This is a genomic window from Pseudomonas sp. B21_DOA (assembly GCA_030544685.1).
Classification (GTDB): Bacteria; Pseudomonadota; Gammaproteobacteria; order Pseudomonadales; family Pseudomonadaceae; genus Aquipseudomonas; species Aquipseudomonas fluorescens_AO.
This window is the reverse complement of sequence record CP086683.1, coordinates 5,442,499-5,461,872: the sequence shown is the minus strand read 5'-3', so window position 1 is coordinate 5,461,872 and position 19,374 is coordinate 5,442,499. Positions and strand designations below refer to the sequence as shown.

Here is a 19,374-nt window from a genome sequence, read left to right as displayed (position 1 = left end):
TGAATCCACAAAAATTATTCGCTGCGCTGCGGGCGCCGGTGGCTCAGGGCCTGGTCGATCCAGTCGAGCACATCGGCGGTCACTTCGTCGCGATTGCTTTCATTGAACAATTCGTGCCGGGCCTGTGGGTAGATCTTCAGTTGCAGGTGCTGGCTGCCGGCCCTGCGCAAGGCATTGGCCAGATCAGTCAGACGCTTGCCCTCGCTCACCGGATCACATTCGCCGCCGATTACCAGCAGCGGCAGGCCCGGATCGATCTGCGCGAGATTGGACGCTTTGCTGATTTGCTGCAAGCCGCCGAGCAGGTTGATCCACAGCTGATTGGTGCAGCGAAAGCCGCACAACGGGTCGGCGGCGTACTTGTCGACCTCGACCGGATCGCGGCTCAGCCAGTCAAAACGGGTGCGCACCGGTTTGAATTTATTGTTGAACGAGCCGAACGACAGCCACTCGATCAATGCACTGCGGCCCTTGCCGCCCTGCCGCAGTTTTTCCAGCCGGGCAATCTGCCGGGCGGCGCGATACAGGGCCACTGGCTGGAAATTCGAACCGCTGAGAATCGCCCCGTGCAGACTGGCGCTGTGGTGCAGCAGATAGGCCTGGGCGATGTAGCTGCCCATGCTGTGGCCGAGCAGGATGATCGGCACGCCGGGATGTTGCTGGCCGATGTGCTGGTTGAGGCTGGCCAGATCGCCAACCACCTTGCACCAGCCATCGTCATCGGCGAAATGGCCGAGGGTGCCGTTGTCGGCGGTGCGACCATGGCCGCGCAGATCCGGGGCGTACACGCCATAGTCTTTGTCGCAAAACGTGTCGGCGAGGCGGGCGTATCGAGCGCTGTGTTCGGCCATGCCATGGGCGACGAGAATCACCGCTTTCAAAGGCGTGGCCGGCAGCCAGCGGTTGACGTACAGGCGGCTGCGGTCACTCGCGTCCAGCCAGAAGGTGTCGTGGGTCATGGCGATTCCTTTGCTCAGCATCGCCACAGTGTATAGCGCGTCTGATCAGCTCACGCCACGGCAGGAAGATTCACGGGATCAATGAGGGCTTGCCTCATATTTGCCTCAATGGCCATAGCTGCTAGTGTCCGTGAAGCTCCGCTTTGTGCTTTTCACCTTCCATGGACGAAGCAGAAACGACAGAAAGCGGCTCCCGGATCGGCTCAGGTAAAGAGGACAAGAACAATGCAACCTGATTTCTGGAATGACAAACGCCCGGCCGGCGTACCGCTGGACATCGACATGGGCGAGTTCAAGTCGGTCATTGAAGTGTTTGAGCGTTCCTGCAAGAAATTCGCTGACCGCCCGGCGTTCAGCAGCATGGGCATCACCCTGACCTACGCCGAACTCGAGCGCCAGAGCGCGGCGTTCGCCGGTTACCTGCAGGCCCATACCGATCTGGTGCCGGGGGATCGCATTGCGGTGCAGATGCCCAACGTTCTGCATTATCCGATTGCCGTGTTCGGCGCCCTGCGCGCCGGGCTGATCGTGGTCAACACCAACCCGCTGTACACGCCGCGGGAGATGCGCCACCAGTTCAAGGATTCCGGCGCGCGTGCGCTGGTCTACCTGAACCTGTTCGGGCAGAAAGTCCAGGAAGTGCTGCCCGACACCGACATTCAATACCTGATCGAAGCGAAGATGGGCGACCTGATGCCCACCGCCAAAGGCTGGCTGGTCAACACCGTGGTCAGCAAAGTGAAGAAACTGGTTCCCGAGTATTCGCTACCTCAAGCGACCTCGTTCAAAAGCGCGCTGCGCATGGGCCGCGGCCTGGGTATCAAGCCGCTGAACGTCGGCCTCGATGACATCGCCGTGCTGCAATACACCGGCGGCACCACTGGCCTGGCGAAGGGCGCGATGCTCACCCACGGCAATCTTGTCGCGAACATGCAGCAGGTGCGCGCCTGCCTGGCTCAACTCGGCCCGGACGGTCAGCCGCTGTTGCGCGAAGGCCAGGAGGTGATGATCGCGCCGCTGCCGCTGTACCACATCTATGCCTTCACCGCGAATTGCATGTGCATGATGGTCTCGGGCAACCACAACGTGTTGATCTCCAATCCGCGTGACATCGCCGGCTTCATCAAGGAACTGAAAAACTGGCGCTTCTCGGCACTGCTGGGTTTGAACACTTTGTTCGTCGCGTTGATGGACCATCCCGATTTCAAGACTCTGGACTTCTCCAGTCTGAAGCTGACCAACTCCGGCGGCACCGCGCTGGTCAAGGCCACCGCCGAGCGCTGGGAACAGATGACCGGTTGCCGCATCACCGAAGGCTACGGCCTGACCGAAACCTCACCAGTGGCGTGCACCAATCCTTACGGCGACCAGTCGCGCCTGGGCACCGTCGGCCTGCCGGTACCAGGCACGCTGGTGAAAATCATCAACGATGACGGCGTCGAGCAGCCGCTGGGCGAGCGCGGCGAGCTGTGCATCAAAGGCCCGCAGATCATGAAGGGCTACTGGAACAAGCCCGAAGCCACCGCCGAAGTGCTGGATGCCGAGGGCTGGTTCAAGTCCGGCGATATCGCCGTGATCGACCCGGACGGTTTCGTGCGCATCGTCGATCGCAAGAAGGACATGATCATCGTCTCGGGCTTCAACGTGTACCCCAACGAAATCGAAGACGTGGTCATGGCCCACCCGAAAGTCGCCAACTGCGCGGTGATCGGTGTGCCGGACGAGCGGTCGGGGAGGCGGTGAAGCTGTTTGTCGTGGCGCGGGAAACCGGCGTCAGCCTGGAAGAGCTGAAGGCGTACTGCAAAGAGAATTTCACCGCCTACAAGGTGCCGAAGCACATCGTGTTGCGTGAGTCGTTGCCAATGACGCCGGTAGGGAAAATTCTGCGGCGCGAATTGCGGGATATCGCCTAGGCCTGAACCGCTGCGCTTGTGACATTCGCGAGCAGGCTCGCTCCCACAGGTATCGATGCTTTCTGTGGCGGCGAGCCTGCTCGCGAATCTTTGTGCCCGCTGAATTCGGGGGTTTTGGGGAGTTATAGGATTTTTGCTCTAAAATGACCGCTGGCAAGTCTTGAGTCATCAATATGACTGTAGGGCCCACGTTTGGCTCTGGTCGACCCTTGGCAAAGCTGCTACTCTCGGCGCGCTTTGTGACTTCTCGGCCTGTAAAACGCCGGATTCACCAATACAAAACACACACCAATAATAATCGCATCAAATGCGGTGAAGAATTCGCGTTGCTGAGGAGTGGGCTTCCATGATCGAAGACTTTTGGAAGGATAAGTACCCGGCTGGAATCGCAGCCGAGATCAATCCAGACGAGTATCCGAACATTCAGGCAGTGTTGAAGCAATCCTGCCAACGCTTCGCCAACAAACCGGCTTTCAGCAACCTGGGCAAGACGATCACCTACGGTGAGCTGTACGAGCTGTCCGGGGCCTTTGCCGCGTATTTGCAACAGCATACCGACTTGCAGCCCGGTGATCGAATCGCCGTGCAACTGCCTAACGTCCTGCAGTATCCGGTCGCGGTCTTCGGTGCCATTCGCGCCGGGCTGATTGTGGTCAACACCAACCCGCTGTACACCGCGCGGGAAATGGAACACCAATTCAACGACTCCGGCGCCAAAGCCCTGGTGTGCCTGGCGAACATGGCGCACCTGGCCGAAGCCGTGGTGCCGAAGACCGGGGTCAAGCACATCATCGTCACCGAAGTCGCCGACCTGCTGCCGCCGATCAAGCGCCTGCTGATCAACAGCGTCATCAAGTACGTGAAGAAAATGGTTCCGGCCTATCACTTGCCCAAGGCCATCAAGTTCAACGACGTCCTGAGCAAGGGCCACGGCCAGCCAGTGGCCGAAGCCAACCCGGACAGCGGCGATGTCGCCGTGCTGCAATACACCGGCGGCACCACCGGCGTGGCCAAGGGCGCGATGCTTACCCACCGCAACCTGGTCGCCAACATGCTGCAATGCAAGGCGCTGATGGGCTCCAACCTCAACGAAGGCTGCGAGATCCTGATCACGCCGCTGCCGCTGTATCACATCTATGCGTTCACCTTTCACTGCATGGCGATGATGCTGATCGGCAACCACAACATCCTGATCAGCAACCCGCGCGACCTGCCGGCGATGGTCAAGGAACTGTCGAAGTGGAAGTTCAGCGGTTTCGTCGGCCTGAACACGCTGTTCGTGGCGCTGTGCAATAACGAAGGTTTCCGCAAGCTGGATTTCTCCGCGCTGAAAGTCACCCTGTCGGGCGGCATGGCCCTGCAACTGGCGGCGGCCGAGCGCTGGAAAGCCGTGACCGGTTGCGCCATCTGCGAAGGTTACGGCATGACCGAAACCAGCCCGGTGGCCACGGTCAACCCGATCCAGCACATCCAGATTGGCACCATTGGTATTCCGGTGCCATCGACCCTATGCAAAGTCATCGACGATGCCGGTGTCGAGCAGCCGCTGGGTGAAATCGGCGAGCTGTGCGTCAAGGGCCCGCAAGTAATGAAGGGCTACTGGCAGCGTCAGGAAGCCACCGATGAAATGCTCGACAGCGACGGCTGGCTGAAAACCGGTGACATCGCGCTGATCCAGCCGGACGGCTACATGCGCATTGTCGATCGCAAGAAAGACATGATTCTGGTGTCTGGCTTCAACGTTTATCCGAACGAGCTGGAAGACGTGCTGGCGACTTTGCCGGGCGTGTTGCAGTGCGCGGCGATTGGCGTGCCGGACGAGAAGTCGGGCGAGGCGATCAAGATTTTCATCGTCGCCAAGCCGGGCGTGACCCTGACCAAAGAGCAGGTCATGGACCACATGCGCGCCAACGTCACCGGCTACAAGGTGCCGCGTTCGGTGGAGTTCCGCGATGCGCTGCCGACCACCAACGTCGGCAAGATCCTGCGCCGCGAATTGCGCGATGAAGAGCTGAAGAAGATCAAGGCCAAGAGCGCCGCTTAAACAAAAAGCCCCGCAGATGCGGGGCTTTTTGTTGGTGAACTGATCGTTCCCACGCTCCGCGTGGGAATGCCGCCCGGACGCTCCGCGTCCAGCACCGCAGGGACGCAGAGCGTCCCGAGATGCATTCCCACGCAGAGCGTGGGAACGATCAAGTGCAAATCCTACTGACGAAACGGCGCAAAATTCACATTGGTCCCCGCCGGTCGCATGTCCTGCAGGTACGAATCCTTGTCCGCACTCAATTCCAGGCTCAGCGCCGCCTTGCGTTTGCCTTCGTTGCGAATCACCAGGCCTTCGAGCTTTTCGCGCAGGAACACCGTGGGCACTTTCAGGTGCAGCAACTCATCGGTGGCCGGGGTGTGCAGCAGCAAGTGAATCCACTCGTACTGACCGATGGCCAGACGCGACACCGGCAGGTCGAACCACCAGATATTGCGGTTACGGTTCAGTTCGGCGAAGTGGCAGTTGTTGGTGCCGAGCACGGCGCCGCCCAGTTCCTGGTTGCGACGGGCGATGGCCTGGGTTTTATTGAGCTTCATGACATTCCTGCGAATCGGTGTGCCGGGCGCGACGCCCGTAGGCTGAGCATTCTCGGGGCTACGCCGGCAAACATAAAGCGCAACCTGCGTGCCACGACGAAATGCCGGGAAAATAAATGAAACTTGGCGCAAAGCGAACCGGTCAATCGTTACGTAATGACTTTTCTTCCCTTTATGCTTCACGGAGAAACACCATGAGTAGCACAGGCGATAAAGTAAAAGGCATGGCCAACGAAGCCGTCGGCAATATCAAGCAAGGCGTCGGCAAAGCTACTGACAACGACAAGATGCGTGCGGAAGGCAAGGTTCAAGAGAAAAAAGGCGAAGCCCAGCAAGCGGTCGGCAACGCCAAGGACGCTGTGAAAAAGGGCGTCGACAAGGCGTAAGCGAGCCTTGAACGAATCACACGAGCGGCCATCCAAGGATGGCCGTTTCTGTATCAGAACCCTGCGGTCATCCGCCAAAGGCTCGTCAAACAGGCTACCTTGAGGTTAATAACGGCCCCTGAGTCGCCACGACTTCAACCTTTTGCGGCGCAAGGAGACGCGAATGATATTTCCGGACATGAAAGGTCTGCCCCTGCACCGGGTGATGGTGCGCACGGTCACTGAGTTCGTCGATGACGAAATGTCGACCTACGCCTCGGCACTGGCCTACCAGATGCTGTTCTCGCTGTTTCCGTTCATTCTCTTCCTGATCGCCCTGATCGGTTTCCTGCACCTGCCGGACTTTTTCTCCTGGCTGCGCCTGCAATCCGAACTGGTCCTGCCGCCGCAGGCGCTGGAACAGGTCAACCCGGTGATCGACCAGTTACAGCAATCCAAGGGTGGCCTGCTGTCCATCGGTATCGTGATCGCCCTGTACACCGCATCCGCCGGCGTGCGCCTGATGATGAGCGCAATGAACGCCGCTTACGACGTGGTCGAAGGCCGGCCGATCTGGAAGCGTTTCCCTTTGTCGATCGTCTATACAGTCGGCATCGCCGGCATGCTGCTGATTGCCGCCGCGCTGATGGTGCTCGGGCCGCAGGTGATGGGCTGGATTGCCGCACAAGTGGGGCTGGAAGACTTCATCGTCACGGTGTGGACGATTGCGCGCTGGCCGGTGATCGTGATTCTGATGATGGTCGCGGTGGCGCTGATCTATTACGTAATGCCCGACGTCAAACAGGACTTCCGCTTCATCACGCCAGGTTCGGTGCTGGCGGTAGTGGTGTGGATCCTCGCTTCACTGGGGTTTGCCTTCTACGTGAAAACCTTCGCCAACTACAACGCGATGTATGGCAGCATCGGGGCGATCATCGTGCTCTTGCTGTATTTCTATATCTCCGCCGCGGTGCTGTTGCTCGGCGCGGAAATGAATGCGGTGATCGAGCACATGTCCGCCGAAGGCAAGGACAAGGGCGAAAAAGCCCCTGGCGAGCCCGACGAATCCACCAAACAACACGTCTCGGGCCTGGGCCGCGATCATTCGCTCAAGCCGGACACTGATGAAGCGCGACCATGATTCGTGAAATTCTGAAAATGGGTGATGAGCGCCTGCTGCGCATCGCCCCGCCGGTACCACCGGAAATGGTCAACAGCGCCGAGCTTTGGCAACTGATCGACGACATGTTCCAGACCATGGAAAGCGTCGGCGGTGTAGGCTTGGCGGCGCCGCAGATCGGCGTCGACCTGCAACTGGTGATCTTCGGCTTCGAGCACAGTGAGCGTTACCCGGACGCTGAAGCAGTGCCGCAGACGATCCTGATCAATCCGCTGATCACGCCGTTGAATCCGTTGATGGAAGAGGGCTTCGAAGGCTGCCTGTCGGTGCCGGGCCTGCGCGGCGCGGTGGATCGCTATCAGCAGATTCGCTACGAAGGCTTCGATCCGAAGGGCGAGCCGATCGTGCGCGTGGCCTCGGGGTTTCATGCGCGAGTGGTGCAGCATGAATGCGATCACCTGATCGGTCGGCTGTACCCGTCGCGAATTACCGATTTCAGCAAGTTCGGCTTTACCGAAGTGCTGTTCCCGGACCTTGATCCCAACGCTGACGACTGATTGTCAGAACACCATCAATCCCTGTGGGAGCGAGCCTGCTCGCGAATGCGGAGTATCAGAACCAGATTCGGCGCTGACACACCGTATTCGCGAGCAGGCTCGCTCCCACAGAGAATTGCGTCAGGCTGCAGGATTGAGCCCCATCGCAATCATCGGCTTGCTCCGCGCATACCGGCTCAACCGCTCGGCCATTGCCTGCGGCAACGCGGGGTCGAAGCTGAAGCCGCGCCGCTCATAAAACCCGCGCAGATCCGGATGGCAGAACAGCCACACCGGCTCGTTCACCTGAGCAACCGCCGCGGCCATCAACTGCGCAGCGACGCCCTGCTCACGACACTGCGGATCGACAAACAACCCCGTCAGCCAATGTCCGCCCGATACCGGACGCAGGCACAGCGCCGCTACAATCTCGCCGCGCCTTGCGACCCACAGCTGCGCCTCGCGCACGGCTTTCATCGACGATTGGTGGCTGCGGTAGAACTTGTTCATCAGCGGCCACAACGATTCGTCGAGCTGGCTGTAGTGGATGTCGGACATGGTTCGGACTGTCGGTTCGAAAAGCGCCGATTATAAAAGAACGCGCGGCTCGGGATAGGTGTATACCTGATCTCACATCCCTGTGAGTGGAGTACCGATCATGTCCAAAGGTATGGATTCAAAGAAAGCCGCGAAGAAGAAACCGGCCAAGACTGCGATTGAAAAACGCGCCGAGAAGAAAGCCAGGAAAGTCGACATTTTCGGCCATTGATCAACCCTTCGGAAGCCCGTCCCTCGGGCTTCCACGCCATCAAGAAAATAATCTGCAAGATTCCACCGCCTCGTTGCACAGAAGGGGACGATTCCCGTTCCGAGCAACGCCATGGCTTTTACTTCGATGCCGAGCATCGCCAGCAGATCGAGACCCTGCGCCAGCGCTTCACCGCCCGCAGCGAATGGCCGACCTGGCTGTTGCTGATCGGTGTGTACGCCGGCTGGTTCGCCATCCTCCTCAACAGCGCCTGGCTGGGACGCGGCTTGAGCACGTTGCTGCTGATTCCGCTGCTGGTGTTGTGGTTGTCGCTGCAGCATGAACTGCTCCACGGCCATCCGACCCGCTCAACCCTCGTCAATAAAATCCTCGGCTACGCGCCTTTTGCCGTGTGGTATCCGTACACGCTGTATCGCGACAGCCACTTGCGCCATCACCGTGACGACGATCTGACGGTGCCCGGTGTCGATCCGGAAAGTCGCTACCTGACCTCTGCGAACTGGCAGGGCGGTTCGATGTTCGAGCGCAGCCTGCACCGGCTGAACAAGACGTTGCTGGGCCGCTTTGTGATCGGTGCGCCACTGGCGTTGACGGCGTTAGCACTGGAAGAGCTGCAGCGCTTGAGAAACGCTGATCCACAAGCCTGGCGGATGTGGCTGACCCACGGTTGCGTCACTCTGCCGATGCTGGGTTTCGTTGCTCGCTTCAGCATTCTGCCGGTGTGGCATTACCTGTTCCTGATCAGCGTGCCGGCGCTGTCGATCGCGATGATTCGTTCGTTTCACGAGCATCGACCGCATGTACATCCCGAGCAGCGCACCGTGCTCAACGAAGCCGGCTGGCCATGGCGCTGGCTGTTTCTCAATTTGAATTTCCATCTGGTGCATCACGACTTGCCGGGGCTGGCGTGGTACGACTTGCCCAGGGTTTACCGGATGCACCGGGAACGCTGGATCGCGCGCAGCGGCGGGTTTGTCGTGCGCGGTTATGGGCAGTTTTGGCGGCGCAATGGCTTAAGAGCGATCGACAGCCCAGAGCATCCATTTCATTAATCCTGACACGCCACAAAACCCTGTGGGAGCGAGCCTGCTCGCGAAAGCGGTGTATCAGTCCAAAATGATTCTTAATGGGACAAAGCCTTCGCGAGCAGGCTCGCTCCCACAGCGTATTTCACTGGAAAAGCTTCGATGACCCAACACCACGCCGAACTACTGATGTACCCAGCTCCCGAGCCCGTCCGCGTGGCAAACGAGCAGTGGCTGGCGCGCATCGTTGAACACCTGGGCCACAGCCGTCTCGATGCGACCAACCTGACACTGCCCGAACTGTGGTTATCACCCGATCTGCTGCTCACCCAGACCTGCGGCTATCCGCTGATGACCGCGCTGCGTGGCCGGGTGCGCGTCATCGGCCGGCCGCGCTATGAACTGCCTGACGCCACTGGCGGCGAGCATTGCAGCCTGATCCTTGGCCGCGCCGCTGATCCGCGCTACGCGCTTGGCGACTTTCGTCACAGCCGGGGCGTGATCAACAGCGAAGATTCCAACAGCGGCATGAACCTGTTGCGCCAGCGTCTGGCGCCATTGCAGGAAAACGGCCGGTTTTTCGCCCGTGTCGGCATCAGTGGCGGTCACCGCGAGAGCCTGCGCTGGCTGCGCGAAAACCTCGCCGACTTGGCCGCGATCGATAGCGTCACATTTGCTTATATCGCCCGCCACGCGCCGGACGAAGTCTGCGATTTGCGCGTGATTGCGCGCAGTGCGTTGAGTCCGACACTGCCGTTCATTACCGCTGCCGGAGCCAGCGACGCGCAGGTCGACCGGCTGCTCCAAGTGATGAATGACTCTTTGCATGAATTGCCTGGTGTTGTGCAGACCTTGGGTTTGGCTGACATTCAGCCGGCAACGGAAAGCGACTATGACGTGCTGCTCGATTACCAGCGAGACGCTGAAGCTCAAGGCTACGGTCTGCTGCGCTAATTCACTAATCGAATATAAAAATAAGATTTAAATATTATTAACGCATAAGGCGTCTTGCTACGATCGCGCCACCGGAACACCGGACATTCAGCGACCCTAGCCCAGGAGCCCTTATGTCCGGGACCAATCATGCCCATCGTGACACCGTGGAACGCCTGTTCCGTGCACACCATCGCTGGCTCTGTCATTACCTGCGTCGACACCTGCGTGACGTGTCCGGCGCTGAAGACATCGCCGGCGAAACCTTCGCCCGTTTGCTCGAAGCCCCGTCGCTGACGGCCATTCGCGAACCTCGCGCCCTGCTGACGACGATTGCGCAGCGTCTGCTCTATCAGCACTGGCGCCGTGCGGATCTGCAGCGTCGCCATCTCGAGCAGTCCGACCCTGACGTCGCCGCTTCGCCTGAAGACCTCGCACAGTTCTCGCAGTCCCTCGAACGCCTTGACCGCAGCTTGCATCGCTTGCCGAGCAAGGTTCGTTCGACCTTCCTGCTGGCGCGTATCGATGGCCTGACCTACCCGCAAATCGCTGCCGAACTGGACATCTCGCAACGTTCAGTCAGCGTGTACATGGCGCGTTCCCAAGCGCTGTGCGATCGCCACAGCGCCAATCAATTCCTGGAAGAAAAGAGGTCCGCATGAAATCGATCAAAACCCTGCTCGGCCGCACGCTGCTGGCGCTGAGCCTGAGCCTGAGCGTCGGCGCTGTTTCTGCGGCGGAGAAAACCGCACCCATCCACTTCGGCGATATCACGTGGGAGAGCGGCAGCTTCATCACCGAAGTGCTTCGCCTGATCGTTGAAAAAGGCTACGGCTATCCGACCGATACGATGCCCGGTAGCACCGTCAGCCTGGAGGCGGCGTTGGCAAAAAACGATATTCAGGTGATCGGCGAAGAGTGGGCGGGGCGCAGTCCGGCGTGGGTCAAGGCTGCCGCCGAGGGCAAGGTATTCGGCCTCGGCGACACGGTCAAAGGTGCTACCGAAGGCTGGTGGGTGCCGGAATATGTGATCAAGGGTGACCCCGAGCGCGGGATCCAGGCGCTGGCGCCGGAGCTGAAATCGGTCGCCGACCTGCCGCGCTACAAGGATGTCTTCCGCGATCCGGAAGACCCGGGCCGTGGACGCTTTCTCAACAGCCCGACCGGCTGGACTTCGGAAATCGTCAACAGCCAGAAGCTCAAGGCATATGGCTTGACTGACAGCTTCGTCAACTTCCGCACCGGTTCTGGCGCGGCGCTGGATGCCGAGGTGGGGTCGTCGTTCAAACGCGGCAAACCGGTGCTGTTCTATTACTGGTCGCCGACGCCGCTGCTCGGGCGTTTCAAACTGGTGAAACTCGAAGAGCCGCCGTTTGACGCCGAGGCGTGGAAGACCCTGGCCGACGCCAATAATCCGAATCCGAAGGGCACGCGTTCGATGCCGGCGAGCCTGGCGATCGGCGTGTCGGCACCGTTCAAGGCGCAGTACCCGGAGTTGGTCGCGTTCTTTGAAAAAGTCGATCTGCCGATTGATCTGCTTAACCAGACATTGGCGGGGATGAGTGAGAAACGTCTGCGGCCGAGAGCGGTGGCCGAGGCGTTTTTGCGTGATCAGCCGCAGGTGTGGACGGTTTGGGTGCCGGGGGAGGTGGCGGCCAAGGTGAATGGGAGTTTGTAGTTCTTTTCTGATGTTTTTGCGGTGCTTCTCATGACGTCTTCGCGAGCAAGCCCGCTCCCACATTTGGAATGCGTTCGAGCCTGCTCGCGAAAGCGTCTGCCTTGGTCACCAATCTCTTCGCGCTGAACCGTTTCTTGTGCAAAAAATGCCAGATACTGGCCGACTAATGGCCTTGCGCCCGACGTCGGGCTGGCTATAGTTGCAGGTAACTAACCATGTCGACCGTCATGCCAAGCGCGCCGACGGCACAGGCTGGTCCGTGATTCATGCTGCCAGAGTGCGCAACCCAAGGCACCGACACTGAACCAACAAGGAGCGTCACCTAAATGGAAGTTCTTCTACGCGTTAGGGCTGGCCCGCATGCGGGCTATCAAGAAAAGGATGTCTTGATCAGAGCGTCGCTGCACGAACCCTCCGATTGATCATCATTTATCACCTGACAACTTCCTCCTGTGGAGGAAGGCGTGTGCCTGTTCTGTGGAACGTAGTGATGGATCTTGCAAGACCTGAACTTTCATCAAATCAAAACAACGCGCGGAAGGTGATACGACCATGTTCAACCTACATCACAAGGCTGACCTGCGGGAAATCGAGCGTTTCAGCTGTGCGCTGACCGAGGCCAACGCGAAAATCGAAGCGATCAGCCGCTCGATGGCGATGATCGAGTTCACTCCGGACGGCATCGTTCTCGACGCCAACGAGAACTTCTGCAAGACCATGAGCTACAGCGCCGAAGAAGTGCGCGGCAAACACCATCGGATTTTCTGTGAAGAAAGCTTTTATCGCAGCGAGGACTACGCGAAGTTGTGGCGCGACCTGGCTCGTGGTGAACCGCTCAGCGGCACTTTTCTGCGCCTGAACAAGAGCGGCCGGGAGATCTGGCTTGAAGCCAGTTACATGCCGGTGTTCGGGCCCGACAAACAGGTCAGAAGTGTGATCAAGGTCGCGGCGGACATCACCGCGCGCATCAACAAAGAACATGAAGAAGAAGCCATGCTGGCGGCGATCGGTCGTTCCATGGCGGTGATCGAGTTCACTCCCGAAGGCCATGTCATCCGCGCTAACGACAACTTCCTGCAGACCATGCAGTACGCGCACCCTGAAATTGTCGGCCAGCACCACAGCCTGTTCTGTCACCGCGCCGAAGCCGAATCCGCGCAGTACAAGGCGTTCTGGGCTTCGCTCAATCGCGGCGAATATCACTCGCACCGTTTCGAGCGCAAGAACAAGTCCGGGCAGATGGTTTATCTGGAGGCTTCGTATAACCCGCTGTTCGACGCCAAGGGCCGCTTGTACAAAGTGGTCAAGTTCGCCAGTGACATCACCAAACAGATGACCACTCTGCAAAACGCTGCGGAATCGGCCCACAGCACCTCGGTACAAAACGACGCCTGCGCGCAAAAAGGCTCACAAGTGGTGCAGCAAACCGTGCAGACCATCCAGGACATTTCCCGCGACCTGAACGAAGCGGCGGTGAGCATCGATGCGGTAAGCAAACAGTCGGACATCATCGGCAGCATCGTCCAGACCATTCGCGGCATCGCCGATCAGACTAATTTGCTGGCGCTCAACGCGGCGATTGAAGCCGCGCGCGCGGGTGAGCATGGGCGGGGATTTGCGGTGGTTGCGGACGAAGTACGCAGCCTCGCGGCGCGGACCAGTCAGGCGACCCTGGAAATTGTCGATGTGGTGCGCAGGAATCACGATTTGTCATTGAGCGCGGTGTCGAGCATGCAATCGAGTCTGAGCCGCACCGGCCTGGGTGTGGAGCTGGCGAATGAGGCGGGGAGGTGATCCTGGAGATTCAGCAGGGCTCGCGGCATGTGGTGGATGCGATCAGCCAGTTCAATGAGACGTTGCAGTTGAACTGAACTTGCGTGGCACAACGCTCATTTCTGGCGAGCAAGGTCGCAGGAAATGAGCGTTGTCATATCTAAACGCTGCAACGCTCTATTGTTCAGCTCGCTGATTTTGTCGGTACAACGGCAATGTCAAAGGTACTGTCGACCGTCCAGTCCCTCCCATGTTTATCTTTCCACTCCGCGATGAAGTTACCCTTATAAGTGCCCACTGAGCTGTCGATGTCGATATGTCCGGACGAGATTCCGGGAAAAACGGTCTCAGCCCCATTACTGTATATGACACTTGTATTATTCGAAGTCAGGTCATGCGAGCCGCTGGCTAGCCCACCGTCTTTAAAACTAAGCCCTAAATGGATATTGGCAGCATTGTTGGATTGGATAGCCGCGGTGGGAACAGGAGGCGCGTTGGGTGTGACGTTTATTACAGTGGCGCTATAGTCTGGTATAACCGGTGCGCCAGGTGAGCTGATTTTGGCGTCGAAGGTGCTGGTCATGGGATATCTCCATATATCTGAGTGGAAGCGGAAACCAGTCGTTGCCGCTTGCGCATCATTCGTCGGGCGTGGGCTCTCGTCTACTGTCAGAAATTACAGGTGGGCACTGAAATGGATGCGATTCAGACGGGCGGTCATAGAGCGTCCATGGATCTCGCCCTCAATATCCAAGTCATGTCATGAGCAGTTCTGCCCACCGTTTGTCGGCCTGATCAGGATGTTGCCTTTCAGCGATGGGCAATATTCTCCAGCGCCAGATTACGCGTGCGCGGGCCGAACCAGCCGATGGTCAACATCACGATCAACATGCTGCTGACAATGAAAGCCAGCACGCCGGGCGTACCGAAGTTGTCGAGAAACAAGCCGATCAACAAGCTGCTGAACACTGTCGACAAGCGACTGAACGAGTAGCAGAAGCCGACCGCGCGAGCGCGGATGTTGGTCGGGAACAGTTCGCTCTGGTACGAGTGATAGCTGAAGCTCAGCCAGGCGTTGCAGAAGGTGATCATCACCCCGCAGAAGATCAGCCCGACGGCGCTGGTCTGCAAGGCGAACAGGGTGCCGAAGGTCATCGCACCAAGGGCCGAGCCGACGATCTGCCATTTGTTCTCGAAACGGTTGGCAAACTTGACGAACAACAACGGCCCGAGCGGGTAGGCGAGGGTGATGATAAAGGCGTACATCAAGCTGTGTGTGACGCTCACGCCTTGACCTGAAAGCAGCGCCGGCAGCCAGTTGCCGAAACCGAAGAAGCCGATCGCCTGAAAGATATGGAAGACGATCAACATCAGCGCGCGGCGGCGATACGGAGGTTGCCAGATATCAGCGAAACGGCCCTTGCCTTCAACATCGACCGGCACCGGTTCTGGCGTATCGAGGGCTTTGCCGTGGTCCTTGGCGCAGCGCGCTTCGAGGTCATCGAGAATACGCTTTGCCTCATCGAAGCGACCGTGTTGCGCCAGCCAGCGCGGTGATTCCGGCAAGCGCTTGCGCAGCCACCAGATGAACAGCGCAAACACTGCGCTGGCCAACACCACCCAACGCCAGCCGGACACGCCGAATGGCGCTTGCGGCACCAGCCACCATGACATCAAAGCCACCGCCGGCACCGAGAGGAACTGCACGAAAAACGCAAAGGCAAACGCCGAGCTGCGCATGCGTTTGGGCACCAGTTCCGAGAGATAAGCGTCGATGGTCACCAGCTCGATACCGAGGCCGATGCCGACCAGAAAACGCATACCGATGATGCCCAGCGCCGAGCTCTGGATGCCCATCAGCACTGTCGCCACCGTGTACCAGATCAGCGCGAAGGTGAAGATTGCCCGGCGACCGAAACGATCCGCCAACGGACTGAGCAGGCTGGCGCCGAGGAACAGGCCGAGGAACGTCGCCGAGGCGAACGCCGCCTGATCGGAGAAGCCGAACACCCCTGACTGCCAGTGGCGAACAGGCCGTCGCGAATCAGCCCGGGACTGATGTAGGCGGTCTGGAACAGATCGTAGAGTTCGAAAAATCCGCCGATCGACAGCAGCGCCACCAAACGCCAGAGGGTGGCGACGGCGGGCAGCCGATCGATGCGGGCGGAAATTTCGGCGGCGCGTACCGGGTCGATGCCATCACCAGGCGCGGCGGCGGGAGCGTGAGCAGTCATAAGCTGATCCATTTTTTATAGATGGAAAAGCTTAGCCTGCTATCGGTGTTTGCGGATTGTGAATGTCGGTGGTTTAACAGGTTGAACCGCTAATTTCTCGCAATATCTGCTTACGAATTAGCGATTTATGCCGCAGCGGCAGAATCCGGCAGCGCCGAGTTCGGCAGGCCGAAGATCCGGTCGAACAGCCAGTTGAACATGAATGTGTAGCACGGGATGAAGACGATCAGGGCCAGATCAAGCAGGAATGCCTGCACCAGACTGATGTGCATCCACCAGGCGATCAGCGGAATCAGAAACACGATCAGCGTCAGTTGAAAGCCGACCGCATGGGCGATGCGCCGTTTCACCGTGCGGGTGCGCGAGACCTGGCGACTTTCCCAGCGTTCGAACAGCGAGGTGTAGATGAAATTCCAGGTCACGGCGATGCTGGTGATGATCACCGCCAGCGGCCCGGTGCTGCCCGGCGATGTACCCGACAACAACGCCAGACCGAGGGCCGAGAAGGTCATGCCGATCACCTCGTAGAGCGACACGTAGACCAGTTTGCGTTTCACGCCTTGCATGCAGATTTGCCTCTTTCTTGCCGAATGTTGACCAGCAGGGCTGGCGAAGGCGGCGAAAGATAGCTTCAATAGACCTGAAAGAAAAAGTTGGTAGCTTTCAGTTTTATTGATAGGTGGGGCATTTGAATTTCAGTAGCGACAGCATTGAGTTGTTTCTCGCGGTGATCGAACGCGGCTCGTTCTCCGCTGCCGCGCGGCAATTGGGCAAGGTGCCGTCGGCGGTGAGCATGGGCATCGCCAATCTTGAAGCGGAACTTGGTTACCCATTGTTCGACCGTAGCCATCGCGAGCCGCAACCCACGGCGATCGCGCAGTCGCTGGTGCCGCACGCGCGACTGATCGCCGAGCAGCTCAAGCAGCTGCAAGTGCACGCGGTGGAGTTGTCGCTGGGGCTGGAAAGCCGATTGTCGGTCGGCGTGGTTGCGGACATTGATCGACGCCGCTTGCTGGCAGCGATCAAGGTGATTGCCGAGCGGCATCCGTTGCTCGACATCGAAGTGCTGACTGGGCCACAGGATGATGTGCTGGCGATGTTGCACAGTGGCCGGATCAGCGTGTGCCTGGCCTTCGCTGGCTTGAGCGTGAATGCGCTGGAGCGTTTTCAGTTCGTCGGCAGCGAACGCATGATCGCCACGCTGGCGGCGGACAGTCCGTTGCTGCAAGGGCGCGATGTGTTTCTCGAAGACCTGGTGCAGGTGCGCCAGATCATCGTCGCCAGCCGCGACTTGCCGATCAGCGAGACGCGGCCGTTGGTGGCTGAATCCTACTGGCGCACGGACAATCTTGAGACGGCAATGGAAATGGTCGAAGCGGGATTGGGCTGGGGTAATTTCCCGCTGTCGGTGGTGCAGCCGTGGCTCGAGGCCGGGCGCTTGAAACGGCTGAATTTTCGCAACATCGAAAATGGCCTGGTGCTGCCGGTGCACGCGGTGTGGCTCAAGAGCCAGCCCTTGCAGAAGGGCGCGCAGGCCCTGGTTGACCTGCTCAGCCATTGAACTGGGTAGAGATCCCCTGTGGGACCGAGCCTGCTCGCGAAGGCGTCGTGTGAGCTGCATCAAAGCTGACTGACCCACCGCTTTCGCGAGCAGGCTCGCTCCCACAAGGGTTGTGTTGCAACTCAGCATTTGTGAAGGGTCAGCTACTCTCGCGAACCTTCAGCTCAAAGCCCATATCCTCCACCGGCCGCGCCACTTTGTTACCCGCCATCAACGTCAGCATCTGCTCTGCCGCGCGCCGGCCGATCGCCTCACGCGGGGTGTTGATGCTGCTCAGGCGCGGGACCATGTGCTCGGACATCGGCAGATCGTTGAAACCGAGGATCGCCACCTGCTCGGGAATTTTGATGCCATTGCGCAACGCTTCCAGCATCGCGCCTTGGGCCAGGTCATCGTTGCCAAAGAAGATTGCATCGACGTCCGGATGCGCCGCCAGCAACTGCAAAAACAACTCTCCGCCCAAGCCCACCGATGAAGCACGTGGCGTCAGCACTTCCAGATCCGGGTCGTAGCGGCCCGCCTTCTGCAATGCTTTGCGGAAGCCCTCTCCGCGCAACAAGGTGCGCTGATCCAGCTGCGCGCCAATGTAGGCCAAGCGTTTGCGCCCGCGAGATAGCAGGTGTTCGGCGGCAGTTTCACCCGCGCTCAATTGCGAAAAGCCCACGCAATTGACCCCGGCGGCGCTGTCCAGCTCCATCATGTACACGCAGGGAATGTTGCTGACTTCAATCATTCGTCGCGAACTTTCCGTGCGATCAAAACCGGTCAGCAGAAACCCGCGTGGCTGATAGGCCATGTAGTTGCGCAGGAGGTTTTCTTCTTCATCGCGCGAGTAGTGGAAATTGCCGATCAGTACTTCGAAGCCCTTGGGCGTCAGCACCCGATGAATGGCTTCCAGCGTGTCGATGAACAGCAGGTTGGACAACGACGGCACCAGCACGACAACCGAATGGCTCTGCGCCGAGGCCAGCGCGCGGGCGGCCGGGTTGACGACGTAGTTGAGTTCGAGCGCGGCTTTCTGCACTTTTTCCACCAGTTCGGTGGCCACTGTGCTCACCCCGCGCAGGGCGCGGAGGCGGTGATCGGGCTGACGCCGGCCAGGCGGGCTACTTCATTGAGGGTCGGACGGCCGGTGGTGCGGGTATTTTTATCGTTCTTGGGGGAGGTCATCGGGCGGCTTGCCAAACAAAAATCAAGGCACTAAGGTAGCGCTGTCCTGATGCAGCTGCAAATGCGTGAACGCGATCCTGCCTGATCTGCGCGCTTTGGCGTCGGGAACGAACCTGCTGCAACCCAAAAAACGACAAGAAGGCGTCGGCAACTTCTGCCTGTGCACTAGAGTCATAGCTAGCAAAGGTAGCGCTGTCTGCGCGCTGAGGTGTTATATGAGTCATCCCATCACCGCCCTGGTCATCATGGGCGTTGCCGGTTGCGGCAAGACGTGCGTCAGCCAGGCCCTGTGCCATTTGAGCGGCGCCACTGCCATTGAAGGCGATACTTTTCATCCGGCCGCGAACATCGAAAAGATGAGCGCGGGGATCCCCTGAACGACGAAGACCGCGCCGGCTGGCTCGACAGCCTGTGCGATGAACTGCGTCGCGTCGACGCCCAAGGCCAGCGCCCGGTGTTGACCTGCTCGGCCCTTAAACACAGTTACCGCGAACGCCTGCGCAGCGCCTTGCCGGGCCTGGGTTTCGTGTTTCTTGAACTGACCCCGGAAGTCGCCGCCGAGCGTGTATCGCACCGCCCGGGCCACTTCATGCCGGCGACGTTGATCGAAAGCCAGTTCGCCACCCTCGAATCGCCCAAGGGCGAGCCGCTGACCCTGCCGCTCAATGCCTCGATTCACAGCGTCGAAGAGCTGGCCCTGCAGGCTCACGTCTGGTGGCAGGCCAACGGTCTGAAACAGGCGGTATGAGTATGTT

15 protein-coding genes and 4 pseudogenes are annotated in these 19,374 nt (G+C 59.4%); 12 read left to right on the top strand and 7 right to left on the bottom strand.

Annotation, left to right across the window (positions count from 1 at the left end):
• Nucleotides 1-14 precede the first annotated feature (14 nt).
• Nucleotides 15-959, bottom strand: coding sequence for an alpha/beta hydrolase (locus LJU32_25330; protein WKV88644.1), 945 nt, complete (start codon nt 957-959; stop codon nt 15-17).
• 225 nt (nt 960-1,184) lie between these two features.
• Between LJU32_25330 and fadD2 the strand changes: the two are divergent.
• A pseudogene (fadD2, locus tag LJU32_25325) lies at nt 1,185-2,872 on the top strand (long-chain-fatty-acid--CoA ligase FadD2).
• Between the two features lie 346 nt (nt 2,873-3,218).
• Entirely contained in the window at nt 3,219-4,916 is a 1,698-nt protein-coding gene (gene fadD1 / locus LJU32_25320) for a long-chain-fatty-acid--CoA ligase FadD1 (protein ID WKV88643.1), read from the top strand.
• 161 nt (nt 4,917-5,077) lie between these two features.
• Here fadD1 and LJU32_25315 read toward each other — a convergent pair whose 3' ends face one another.
• Entirely contained in the window at nt 5,078-5,455 is a 378-nt protein-coding gene (locus tag LJU32_25315; GenBank protein WKV88642.1) for a hypothetical protein, read from the bottom strand.
• Nucleotides 5,456-5,649: 194 nt separating this feature from the next.
• On the opposite strand from LJU32_25315, the gene LJU32_25310 reads away from it, so the two are divergent.
• The 3 genes from LJU32_25310 (at nt 5,650) to def (ending at nt 7,497) form a co-directional block, all read left to right on the top strand.
• Nucleotides 5,650-5,841, top strand: coding sequence for a CsbD family protein (locus LJU32_25310; protein ID WKV88641.1), 192 nt, complete (start codon nt 5,650-5,652; stop codon nt 5,839-5,841).
• Nucleotides 5,842-6,004: 163 nt separating this feature from the next.
• Nucleotides 6,005-6,961, top strand: coding sequence for a YihY/virulence factor BrkB family protein (locus LJU32_25305; protein WKV88640.1), 957 nt, complete (start codon nt 6,005-6,007; stop codon nt 6,959-6,961).
• Nucleotides 6,958-7,497, top strand: coding sequence for a peptide deformylase (def, locus tag LJU32_25300; GenBank protein ID WKV88639.1), 540 nt, complete (start codon nt 6,958-6,960; stop codon nt 7,495-7,497). The genes LJU32_25305 and def overlap by 4 nt, the downstream gene beginning before the upstream one ends.
• 120 nt (nt 7,498-7,617) lie before the next feature.
• Here def and LJU32_25295 read toward each other — a convergent pair whose 3' ends face one another.
• On the bottom strand, nt 7,618-8,034 hold the full coding sequence (locus LJU32_25295; GenBank protein WKV88638.1) for a GNAT family N-acetyltransferase: 417 nt from the start codon (nt 8,032-8,034) through the stop codon (nt 7,618-7,620).
• A 270-nt stretch (nt 8,035-8,304) separates the two neighbouring features.
• Here LJU32_25295 and LJU32_25290 point away from each other — a divergent pair, with 270 nt between their 5' ends.
• The 5 genes from LJU32_25290 to LJU32_25270 all read left to right on the top strand — a co-directional run bounded on the left by LJU32_25290 (nt 8,305) and on the right by LJU32_25270 (nt 13,675).
• Nucleotides 8,305-9,297: a fatty acid desaturase gene (locus tag LJU32_25290; protein WKV91197.1), complete on the top strand. Its 993-nt coding sequence runs from the start codon at nt 8,305-8,307 to the stop codon at nt 9,295-9,297.
• A gap of 135 nt (nt 9,298-9,432) precedes the next feature.
• Entirely contained in the window at nt 9,433-10,224 is a 792-nt protein-coding gene (locus LJU32_25285; GenBank protein ID WKV88637.1) for a PhnD/SsuA/transferrin family substrate-binding protein, read from the top strand.
• A 113-nt stretch (nt 10,225-10,337) separates the two neighbouring features.
• Nucleotides 10,338-10,865, top strand: a complete 528-nt coding sequence (locus LJU32_25280) for a sigma-70 family RNA polymerase sigma factor (protein WKV88636.1) — start codon at nt 10,338-10,340, stop codon at nt 10,863-10,865.
• On the top strand, nt 10,862-11,881 hold the full coding sequence (locus LJU32_25275) for an ABC transporter substrate-binding protein (GenBank protein ID WKV88635.1): 1,020 nt from the start codon (nt 10,862-10,864) through the stop codon (nt 11,879-11,881). The genes LJU32_25280 and LJU32_25275 overlap by 4 nt, the downstream gene beginning before the upstream one ends.
• Nucleotides 11,882-12,532: 651 nt before the next feature.
• Nucleotides 12,533-13,675: a PAS domain-containing methyl-accepting chemotaxis protein gene (locus tag LJU32_25270; protein ID WKV91196.1), complete on the top strand. Its 1,143-nt coding sequence runs from the start codon at nt 12,533-12,535 to the stop codon at nt 13,673-13,675.
• A gap of 163 nt (nt 13,676-13,838) precedes the next feature.
• On the opposite strand, the gene LJU32_25265 is transcribed toward LJU32_25270, so the two are convergent.
• The 3 genes and pseudogenes from LJU32_25265 to LJU32_25255 all read right to left on the bottom strand — a co-directional run bounded on the left by LJU32_25265 (nt 13,839) and on the right by LJU32_25255 (nt 16,454).
• Nucleotides 13,839-14,237 carry a hypothetical protein gene (locus tag LJU32_25265; protein WKV88634.1) on the bottom strand — a complete coding sequence of 133 codons (399 nt, stop codon included), beginning with the start codon at nt 14,235-14,237 and terminating at the stop codon, nt 13,839-13,841.
• 227 nt (nt 14,238-14,464) lie between these two features.
• Nucleotides 14,465-15,888 (bottom strand): annotated as a pseudogene (locus LJU32_25260) (MFS transporter).
• A 125-nt stretch (nt 15,889-16,013) separates the two neighbouring features.
• The gene (locus tag LJU32_25255) at nt 16,014-16,454 is read right to left on the bottom strand and encodes a PACE efflux transporter (protein WKV88633.1); all 441 of its coding nucleotides are present in this window, start codon (nt 16,452-16,454) and stop codon (nt 16,014-16,016) included.
• Between the two features lie 122 nt (nt 16,455-16,576).
• On the opposite strand from LJU32_25255, the gene LJU32_25250 reads away from it, so the two are divergent.
• A complete protein-coding gene (locus LJU32_25250; protein WKV88632.1) occupies nt 16,577-17,449 on the top strand; it encodes a LysR family transcriptional regulator in 873 nt (290 codons plus the stop codon).
• Nucleotides 17,450-17,588: 139 nt separating this feature from the next.
• On the opposite strand, the pseudogene LJU32_25245 reads toward LJU32_25250, so the two are convergent.
• Nucleotides 17,589-18,619, bottom strand: a pseudogene (locus tag LJU32_25245) (LacI family DNA-binding transcriptional regulator).
• 215 nt (nt 18,620-18,834) lie between these two features.
• Here LJU32_25245 and LJU32_25240 point away from each other — a divergent pair.
• Nucleotides 18,835-19,367, top strand: a pseudogene (locus LJU32_25240) (gluconokinase).
• The last annotated feature ends 7 nt before the right edge of the window (nt 19,368-19,374 follow it).

Coding starts and splice junctions, on each gene's coding strand:
- def (WKV88639.1), top strand. CDS start 6,958: ATGATTCGTGAAATTCTGAAAATGGGTGATGAGCGCCTGCTGCGCATC.
- LJU32_25270 (WKV91196.1), top strand. CDS start 12,533: ATGGCGATGATCGAGTTCACTCCGGACGGCATCGTTCTCGACGCCAAC.
- LJU32_25285 (WKV88637.1), top strand. CDS start 9,433: ATGACCCAACACCACGCCGAACTACTGATGTACCCAGCTCCCGAGCCC.
- LJU32_25255 (WKV88633.1), bottom strand. CDS start 16,454: ATGCAAGGCGTGAAACGCAAACTGGTCTACGTGTCGCTCTACGAGGTG.
- LJU32_25265 (WKV88634.1), bottom strand. CDS start 14,237: ATGACCAGCACCTTCGACGCCAAAATCAGCTCACCTGGCGCACCGGTT.
- LJU32_25305 (WKV88640.1), top strand. CDS start 6,005: ATGATATTTCCGGACATGAAAGGTCTGCCCCTGCACCGGGTGATGGTG.
- fadD1 (WKV88643.1), top strand. CDS start 3,219: ATGATCGAAGACTTTTGGAAGGATAAGTACCCGGCTGGAATCGCAGCC.
- LJU32_25330 (WKV88644.1), bottom strand. CDS start 959: ATGACCCACGACACCTTCTGGCTGGACGCGAGTGACCGCAGCCGCCTG.
- LJU32_25280 (WKV88636.1), top strand. CDS start 10,338: ATGTCCGGGACCAATCATGCCCATCGTGACACCGTGGAACGCCTGTTC.
- LJU32_25275 (WKV88635.1), top strand. CDS start 10,862: ATGAAATCGATCAAAACCCTGCTCGGCCGCACGCTGCTGGCGCTGAGC.
- LJU32_25310 (WKV88641.1), top strand. CDS start 5,650: ATGAGTAGCACAGGCGATAAAGTAAAAGGCATGGCCAACGAAGCCGTC.
- LJU32_25295 (WKV88638.1), bottom strand. CDS start 8,034: ATGTCCGACATCCACTACAGCCAGCTCGACGAATCGTTGTGGCCGCTG.
- LJU32_25315 (WKV88642.1), bottom strand. CDS start 5,455: ATGAAGCTCAATAAAACCCAGGCCATCGCCCGTCGCAACCAGGAACTG.